This window comes from Salinicola lusitanus, assembly GCF_003206045.1.
GTDB lineage: Bacteria > Pseudomonadota > Gammaproteobacteria > Pseudomonadales > Halomonadaceae > Salinicola > Salinicola lusitanus.
This window is the reverse complement of the sequence record NZ_PZJM01000008.1, coordinates 60,450-67,526: the sequence shown is the minus strand read 5'-3', so window position 1 is coordinate 67,526 and position 7,077 is coordinate 60,450. Positions and strand designations below refer to the sequence as shown.

Annotated in this window: 7 protein-coding genes; 2 read left to right on the top strand and 5 right to left on the bottom strand. The window is 66.1% G+C overall.

The window, feature by feature from the left end:
* Positions 1-190 precede the first annotated feature (190 nt).
* Entirely contained in the window at positions 191-922 is a 732-nt protein-coding gene (locus DOM45_RS13400) for a transporter substrate-binding domain-containing protein (protein ID WP_110601296.1), read from the top strand.
* 97 nt (positions 923-1,019) lie between these two features.
* Here DOM45_RS13400 and DOM45_RS13395 read toward each other — a convergent pair whose 3' ends face one another.
* Complete coding sequence (locus DOM45_RS13395; protein ID WP_110601294.1) at positions 1,020-2,183, bottom strand: phosphoglycerate kinase; 1,164 nt, start codon at positions 2,181-2,183, stop codon at positions 1,020-1,022.
* A gap of 75 nt (positions 2,184-2,258) precedes the next feature.
* Positions 2,259-3,383, bottom strand: coding sequence for a type I glyceraldehyde-3-phosphate dehydrogenase (locus DOM45_RS13390; protein ID WP_110601293.1), 1,125 nt, complete (start codon positions 3,381-3,383; stop codon positions 2,259-2,261).
* A 236-nt stretch (positions 3,384-3,619) separates the two neighbouring features.
* Here DOM45_RS13390 and DOM45_RS13385 point away from each other — a divergent pair, with 236 nt between their 5' ends.
* Entirely contained in the window at positions 3,620-4,510 is an 891-nt protein-coding gene (locus DOM45_RS13385; RefSeq protein ID WP_110601292.1) for an aconitase X, read from the top strand.
* Between the two features lie 5 nt (positions 4,511-4,515).
* Here DOM45_RS13385 and DOM45_RS13380 read toward each other — a convergent pair whose 3' ends face one another.
* From DOM45_RS13380 to DOM45_RS13370, 3 genes are all read right to left on the bottom strand, one after another.
* The gene (locus DOM45_RS13380; RefSeq protein WP_110601290.1) at positions 4,516-5,265 is read right to left on the bottom strand and encodes an alpha/beta fold hydrolase; all 750 of its coding nucleotides are present in this window, start codon (positions 5,263-5,265) and stop codon (positions 4,516-4,518) included.
* 133 nt (positions 5,266-5,398) lie between these two features.
* Positions 5,399-6,127 (bottom strand): LrgB family protein, encoded by a 729-nt coding sequence (locus DOM45_RS13375; protein ID WP_110601289.1) that lies wholly within the window; start codon positions 6,125-6,127, stop codon positions 5,399-5,401.
* Positions 6,120-6,491, bottom strand: coding sequence for a CidA/LrgA family protein (locus tag DOM45_RS13370; RefSeq protein ID WP_110601288.1), 372 nt, complete (start codon positions 6,489-6,491; stop codon positions 6,120-6,122). Before DOM45_RS13370 ends, DOM45_RS13375 begins: the two co-directional genes overlap by 8 nt.
* Between the last annotated feature and the right edge of the window lie 586 nt (positions 6,492-7,077).

Below are 7,077 nucleotides of genomic sequence, written 5' to 3'. Positions count from 1 at the left end.
CGACTGGTCGATTCTGTGGAGCAGCGGTCTGTCGATCGGGCTGTGGCTGGTGGCGATCATCGGGCTGCTGCTGCCGGTGATCGTGGGGCCGATCCTGCGTCGGCGGATGCAGGCGGCCAGAGCCGGAACCCAGGATCGATGAATGGGATCAGCTATTATCCTTACTCGCTTTCTCTCTGAGGAACGTTACATGAGCGATGCAAAATCGGCGGTCATCGAGGCGCTGGCGCCGCAGGGGCGACTGCGCGTGGCGATCAACTACGGCAATATCGTCCTGGCCCAGCGTGGCGAGAACGGTGAGCCTGCCGGGGTCTCGGCGGTACTGGCACGGGCGTTGGCGGACGAGCTTGGGGTGGAAGCGGAATTTGCCACCTTCGACGGTGCCGGTGACGTGTTCGCCGCCATCGACGATGACGTCTGGCGGGTCGGCTTTCTCGCCCGCGACCCGGTGCGGGCCGAGAAGATCCACTTCACCGCCCCCTACGTGATCATCGAAGGCACCTACCTGGTGCCGGAGGCGGCGCCGTTTCAGGAGGTCGACGAGCTGGATCGGGGCGATGTCCGCATCGCCGTGGGCAAGGGTGCGGCCTACGACCTCTATCTGACACGGGCGTTGAAGCATGCCAGCCTGGTTCGCGCCGCCACGTCCGCCGCGGCGATCGAGCTGTTCGTCGACCGCCAACTGGACGCTGCCGCCGGCGTGCGCCAGCCGTTGGCGAGCTACGCCGCAGAGCATCCGGGGTATCGCGTGCTGGCGGGGCATTTTACCGCCATCGAGCAGTGCATGGCGGTGACGAAGGCGCAGGCGTCGGATGAGGTCACGCGCTACGTCGAGGATTTCCTCTCCCGCATGAAGCAGAGCGGGCTGGTGAAACGGGCGTTGACGGAGAGCGGTCAGGACGAGAGCCAGGCGGCGCCGTGAGCCAGAAAGCGATGTGAAATGGCAGATCGTTGCCCAGAGACGGCGACACCGACCCTCGGGTCGGTGTCGCCGTCTGTCATCAGGCCATGAAATGGCGCTATTTGGCAGTCGCTGCCAGCGCCGCGACCGCCGGGAGCGTCTTGCCTTCGACGTACTCGAGGAAGGCGCCACCACCGGTCGAGATGTAGGAGACCTGGTCGGCGATGCCGTACTTGTCGATGGCGGCCAGGGTGTCGCCGCCACCGGCGATGGAGAAGGCGGGGCTGGCGGCGATCGCCTTCGACAGCACTTCGGTGCCCTTGCCGAACTGGTCGATCTCGAACACCCCGACCGGGCCGTTCCACAGGATGGTGCCGGCGTTTTCCAGCAGGCTGGCGAGGTGCTTGGCGGTCTCCGGGCCGATATCCAGGATCATCTCGTCGTCGCCGACCTGGTCGACGGGTTTGACGGTCGCGGTGGCGGATTCGGAGAACTCGGTGGCAACGACGACGTCGGTGGGCAGCGGGATCTCGACCTTGGCCATCAGCTCCTTGGCCTTGTCGATCAGATCCGCTTCATGGAGCGATTTGCCCACGCCGTAACCGGCCGCGGCGATGAAGGTGTTGGCGATGCCGCCGCCGACGATCAGCTGATCGCACTTCTCCGACAGCGAATAGAGCACGTCGAGCTTGGTCGACACCTTGGACCCGCCGACGATGGCGGCCATCGGGCGCTTGGGTGCGCTGAGCGCCTGCTCCAGTGCGTCGAGCTCGTTGGCCAGCAGCGGGCCGGCGCAGGATTGCGGTGCGAACCGGATCACGCCGTGGGTGGAGGCCTGGGCGCGGTGGGCGGTGCCAAAGGCGTCCATCACGTAGATATCGCAGAGGGCGGCATACGCCTTGGCCAGCGCTTCGTCGTCCTTCTTCTCGCCCGCGTTGTAGCGCACGTTCTCCAGCAGCACAACTTCACCGGTGGCGATCTCGACGTTGCCGTCGAGGTACTCCTTCTCCAGCCGCACCGGCTTGCCCAGCAGCTCGGAGAGATGTTCGGCCACCGGGGCCAGGGTGAATTCGTCGGCGGGCTCGCCCTCGGTGGGCCGCCCCAGGTGACTCATCAGCATCACGCTGGCGCCGGCGTCGAGCGCGGCCCGGATCGTCGGCAGGCAGGCGCGGATGCGGGCATCGCTGGTCACCTTGCCGCCCTTGACCGGGACGTTGAGATCCTCGCGGATCAGCACGCGCTTCCCGGAGAGATCCAGTTCAGACATCTTGAGTACGGTCATGAAATCCTTTCCTTAGAGGGTGTTCAATAAAGGGCTGCACTCGCCGATACGGCGTTGAAACCTTCTTCAACATGCTCATTTACTGCTCGTAAACTCCGCTGTTTCATCCGGTTTCGCCTTGCCTCGTCTTCGTTCGCCTGTTTCTTGAATACCCTCTCCTGAGGAGGTGGCGGGTTCGGAGACGGGAGATGAGAGTTCGAGCCAGTGGCGGGCGACATCGAGCATTCTGTTGGCGAAACCCCATTCGTTGTCGAACCAGCACAGCGCCTTCAGCAGGCGGCCGCCGGCCACGCGGGTCTGAGTGGCATCCACGATACCCGAGCGGGGATCGTGGTTGAAGTCGACCGAGGCCATCGGCTCGTAGGTCACGCCGAGCAGGCCCAGGTAACGCTCGCGAGTGGCGGCTTCCAGGCAGGCGTTGACCGCATCGGCGTCGGTATCGCGCTCGAGCGAGATCGACAGGTCCATGGCCGAGACGTTGATGGTCGGCACGCGGACGTGAAGGCACTCGAAGCGGTCGGCCAGATGCGGCATCAAGCGGCCGATGCCGCGCGCCAGGCCGGAATCGACCGGGATGATGGAGTGCATCGCCGAGCGGGTCAGGCGCAGATCGCTGTTGTGGTAGGCGTCGATCACCGGCTGGTCGTTCATTGCCGAGTGAATGGTGGTGGTGACGCCGTGGGAGACGCCGAAGCTGGCTTCCAGCACGTCGAGGATCGGTATCAGGCAGTTGGTGGTGCATGACGCTGCCGAGACGATTCGCATCCCGGGGGCGATCGCCGCCTGATTGACGCCGTAGACCACGGTGGCATCGACATCCGCTTCTGCCGGCTGGGAAAACAGCAGCCGCGACGCGCCGGCCTGAAGGTGGCGTTCGGCGGTGGCGCGATCCTTGAAACTGCCGGAGCACTCCAGCAACAGGTCGACGCCGAGCTCCCCCCACGGCAACGTCTCCGGTGCCTCGGCGTTGAGGACACGAATGGATCTGCCGTTGACGATCAGGCAGCCATTACCCGCTTCGACATGACCGGGGAAGCGCCCGTGGGTGGTGTCGTAGCGGGTCAGGTAGGCGATCGTCTCGAGATCGGAGCGCTCGTTGATGGCGACGATCTCCAGCGGTAGATCGGGGCGCTCGATCAGTGCCCGCAGGACGCTCTGGCCGATACGGCCGTATCCGTTGATGGCGACGCGGTAGGTCATGGGCGAGTCCGATAACCCGAGGTTGAGGGCGAGGTTCGAGGCCGTCCATCTTAGCGCATTCGCATCGGGCCAGCCGAGTCTGAGCCGGATGTCAGGCCAAAGCACTGGACGCGGGGGCGCTCGGCTCATAGTTTGAGACGATCTCTCTCCTGTCGGGAAGCTGCTTTGATCGTCGTTGCCATCGCCGCTGCCGTGGTTCTCGCGCCCTCGCCGCTCTTCGAGGGGGCAGCGTCGTGATGCGCCGCCTCGAGTCGCTGTCGTTCTACCTTTCCGCCACCGACTGCCTGGTCGAGGGCGAGGCCAGCGGCGTGGTCCTGACCCGCGCGATGCCCTGCCGGTTAGGGGAGGGCCCGCCAGAACGGGACGGGGCGGGCGGCGAGTCCGTCACCGGGCGAGCGCTGGTCGTTTCCTGCAGGTCGGGTTCGAGCGGCGCCGGCGCGGGACTGCTGGAAGCCATCCATGCCGACCAGGGGCCGGCACTGGTCGTGCTCGACCGTCCCGACCAGGCCGTTGCCCTGGAAGCCATCGTTGCCGAAGAGATACTGTCACGTTCGCTGCCGCTGGTGGTGCTGGACGATGCCCGCTTCGCCATGGCCCAGGCGACGCATCTCATCTCGCTCTATCGCGGCGGGCGGCTGGTCCTGAGCGGCCCCCGCCTGGCGGGGTTGGCCAGCGTCACCGCCGGCGGCGAACTGGGATACGAGTCGGCCCCCGTCACCGCCGCCAACGATGGCTTCGCGCTATCGCCGGAGGACCGGCGCTGTCTCGATGGCGGCGCCGGCCCGGCCGCCCAGGCCGCGATGCGGGTCGTCGTGCGCATGGCTCGCCTGCGTGGCGCTCGGGCGCTGCTCGACGTGGATCGCATGCATGTCGGCAGCGATATCGATGTCGGCCCGGTGGGCCTGGCCCTTGTCGCCCGCCTGGTCGAGTGGGGCGACGGGTTTCGCGTGCCGACGACGATCGGGGCGTCCGGCAAGGCGACGACGCGCTTCGCCGAGGCTTGCCGAGCGCTCGGTGGCATGCCGCTCAGCGACCCGGCGTCACTGCGAGCGAGCGCCGAGATGCCGTGGCCGCTCGCGCTCTGCGTGGCGATGGTCGGCCGGGCGCCCGCACCCTCCACCCACTGAGGTCGTCACGGCATCTCTGCGGCGATGGCATTGAGGCGCTCCGCCAGTGTCTCCGGCATCTCCATGGGCAGGAGATGCCCGTAGCCAGGAAAGACTTCCAGCTTGCCTTGGGGGAGGTGGGGCATCACCTCGGAGCGCTGGATGTCCGGTGGCAGCGACGGATCCCTGTCACCGACCAGCACCCAGGCCGGGTAGGGGAGCTTGCCGACGGTCTCGCGCCAGTCCTCGGCGTACGTCGTTTTCGGCCAGGCCCGCCATGCCGACGGATTGGCGTTGATGGCGTCTTCCACCGCCTGCTGGTAGAGCGCCGGCGGCAGAGACACTTCGCTGGCACCGTCGATGAACTGGCGTGCCTGGGCCTCGCTGAAATCGAAGTCGAGCTGGAACCGGTGTTCCTCCGCGCTGATCGACTGTGGCCCGGGTGGAGAGGGCGCGATCAGGATCAAGGCGCGCAGCCAGGCGGGGCGATCGGCGGCGACGGTCATCGCGATCCGACCGGAGAACGAGTGACCGACCAGGATGACGTCGTCGAGATCGGCGTCGTCGACACACTGCTCCACGTGGCGGGTCATCGAGGCGACATCGAATCCCGCCACGTCACTGGCGCGGCCGAAGCCGGGCATGTCCAGCGTGATCACCCGGTACCGCTCGTCGAGAAGCGGCAGGACCGCCTCCCACTCATGATGGGAACTGCCGAAGAAGTGCATGAGCACCAGCGTCGGGCTTCCCTGACCGCTGTCACTGGCTATCGTCATCGGGTCTCTCCTGTCGAGGCGTTGCCGTGTCCGGCGTTCCTTGCCGCGACCGTCGCAGCAGGCGACGGCCTGACTAACAGCGTAGCGGGATCTGCGTCGCTGTCAGGCATCGATTGGGGGCACGCCGCGATGCTCAGTCGAACAGATGCCAGACGAGAGGTAGCACGATGGCAGTGAAGGCACCCGTCAGGCTCATGCCCAGCGAAGCGAACGCGCCGGCGACGCTGCTGATCTCGAACGCGCGCACCGTGCCCAGGGCGTGTCCGTTGATGCCCAGTGCCAGGCCGATCAGTCGGGGGTCGCGAATGCGCAGGACCCGGCTGAGCCACTCCACGCCGAAAATGGCAGTGACGCCGGTCGTCAGCAGTGCCCCCATCAGCAGTGCCCGGGAGCCGCCGAGCTCTTCGGCCAGTCCGAGCGCGATGGGGGAGGTCACCGACTTGGGCGCCAGCGAGGCGAGCACTTCCGGCGGCGCGCCCATGACGGCGGCGATGATCACGGCGTAGCAGGCCGCCAGGGTCGCCGACAGCGGCAGCGTCAGCATGATGGGCTTCCACAGCGCGCGGATCTGCGGCAGTTGCTGGTAGAGCGGCACCGCCAGCGCGACGGTGGCCGGGCCCAGCAGCAGCATGAGCCAGCCGGCGCCGCGGTTGTAGTCGTCGATGCCGATGGGCAATAGCGCGATGACCGCGGCGATCAGGAGCGCCGCGATCAGCATCGGCGGGCACCAGGTGGGCCGATGCATCAGCTTGAACAGGCGGATACCGAGGAAATAGGCGCCGAGCGTGAGCGCGATGGCGGCGACCGGGGAGTCGAACCACTGTTGCGGCAGCTGCGAAAGCCGCTCGAGCCACTCATTCATCGCCGGCATTCCCCGGGACGTCGCTCGCGGGTAGATAGCGCCGCATCAGCAGCAGGCTCGACAGCACGCTGAGCAGCGTGCCTGCGATCAGCGCGGTCACGATGGCGATCCACTGGTCCGCGAACCGGCCGGCGACAAAGAATATCTCGACGACACCGGGCATGATCAATAGCGCCAGCATCGCGATCAGCGGCTGGCTGACGTGGACGACATCCGGGTTCATGCCACCCCGGTAGCCGAAGAAGAGCGTCAACAACAGCATCCCGATGACGCCGCTGGGCATCGGGAGATGGAACAGCTCCACCGCGGCCTGTCCCAGTAGCAGAAAGACCAGCAGCCATAAAAAGCCGCGCAGAACGGACATCCTGACAATCTCGCATCGCGTGAGGGACGAGCATCATAGCAAATGCCTGGCGTCGTCCCGTCGACCTGACCCGCCGCTCTGACCCCGGCCGGCGCTCAAGACTTTCCCATGACGATTTTCAGCCGTCGCCGGGATACGAAACGTGACAATCTGGGACGGCCCCCGTCAGGGCGTCCGATCGAGCAGACAGGCGATGCAGAAATGGTGCATGGGCGTGAACTGCGGCGCATAGTCGCTTATTCTTGGCGGTGATCTCTGGAAGCGCGGACAATTTTGCGGTGTTTCCTTAGAGGGTGTGCACAAATTCGGTGAGCGAAGACAGGACCAGGCAGGATCGGCGCAGACGGAGCGGGCGAGGCGTAATCGTACCCGAGGGTCAATGCTCCTTTTGAGGCCGATACGCCGTATTGTCGGGTGCAGCCATTGGGTGAACACGCTCTCAACGGCTAGTCGATGATCGCCGCGATAGAGAGGGGAGCTGGCGCCACGGGCAGCGGGTCGAGACCATGCCACGCAGCCATTATCGGTTAGCCATCTTTGGTAGACAGGGAAGCGGCCCAAGTCGAGATTTCCCGGATGATCCATC